At 38.5% G+C, this 714-nt stretch carries 2 tRNA genes and 2 rRNA genes; all 4 read left to right on the plus strand.

Annotated features, from left to right (window positions below):
• A 16S ribosomal RNA gene (locus HBB17_RS08185) occupies window positions 1-97 on the plus strand; the annotation flags it as partial.
• A 142-nt stretch (window positions 98-239) separates the two neighbouring features.
• Window positions 240-357, plus strand: a 5S ribosomal RNA gene (gene rrf / locus HBB17_RS20825).
• A gap of 23 nt (window positions 358-380) precedes the next feature.
• Window positions 381-454: transfer RNA gene (locus HBB17_RS08190), tRNA-Ile, on the plus strand.
• Window positions 455-485: 31 nt separating this feature from the next.
• Window positions 486-558, plus strand: a tRNA-Ala gene (locus tag HBB17_RS08195).
• Window positions 559-714: the final 156 nt, after the last annotated feature.

Here is a 714-nt window from a genome sequence, read left to right on the forward strand (position 1 = left end):
AACCGTAAGGAGGGAGCTGCCGAAGGCAGGATCAATAACTGGGGTGAAGTCGTAACAAGGTAGCCGTATCGGAAGGTGCGGCTGGATCACCTCCTTTCTAAGGAAGAGAAGAAGTAAAGGTTGTTTTACTGTTGAGTTTTCAATCCAAGAATTGGTTATAAAAAATACTAAAAATATGTTGACAAGCGTATAAATGTATAATAAAATAATCAAGCTCTTAAATAAGAAAACAAAATATTTTTGGTGGCGATGCGTCTTTGGGGCACACCCGTTCTCATCTCGAACACGATGGTTAAGACTTAGACGGCCGATGGTACTATACTGGAGACGGTATGGGAGAGTAGGTGGCTGCCAAATTAAAAAAACATATTAAGAAATATGGGCTTATAGCTCAGCTGGTTAGAGCGCACGCCTGATAAGCGTGAGGTCGATGGTTCGAGTCCATTTAAGCCCATACAAAATTAAAACACTTTGTGTTTTAATCTGGGGGTATAGCTCAGTTGGGAGAGCACTTGCCTTGCAAGCAAGGGGTCACGAGTTCGAATCTCGTTATCTCCATTTGAATTTTGGATTATCAAAGTTCAAATTTGTACCTTGAAAACTACACATTGAATAAACAATCAAATATAAATTTGATTTGTCAGACATCTAAAACATCATGTTAGAATGAATGTTCAAACATGATAACAATGCAAAGTTAAAGAATTAAGACGT

The sequence above is a fragment of the Anaerosporobacter faecicola genome (genome assembly GCF_012070565.1).
Classification (GTDB): domain Bacteria; phylum Bacillota; class Clostridia; order Lachnospirales; family Lachnospiraceae; genus Anaerosporobacter; species Anaerosporobacter faecicola.